The 212-nt window shown below is 26.4% G+C and carries 1 protein-coding gene; it reads left to right on the top strand.

Annotated features, from left to right (window positions below):
- On the top strand, positions 1-212 hold a 212-nt coding region (locus AACQ14_RS24385; protein ID WP_339366121.1), incomplete at both ends, for a polyprenyl synthetase family protein.

Raw genomic sequence — 212 nt, 5'->3', positions numbered from 1 at the left:
CCAGATTCAAGATGATATACTTGATATTGTTAGTACAACAGAAGAACTAGGAAAACAAGTTGGTAGTGATAATAAGAATGGCAAAAATACTTATGTCACTATAAAAGAGATAGATGAATCAAGACAGATAGTGAATGAATTAATTGAAAAAGCATTAGATAGTTTGAATAGTTTTGAAAGTAACGATAAAGAATTTTTAGAAGAATTTATTT

Source organism: Vallitalea maricola (assembly GCF_036985595.1).
GTDB classification, from domain to species: domain Bacteria; phylum Bacillota; class Clostridia; order Lachnospirales; family Vallitaleaceae; genus Vallitalea; species Vallitalea maricola.
Note: the sequence above shows the minus strand (reverse complement) of the source record. Positions and strands in the feature narration are given on the sequence as shown.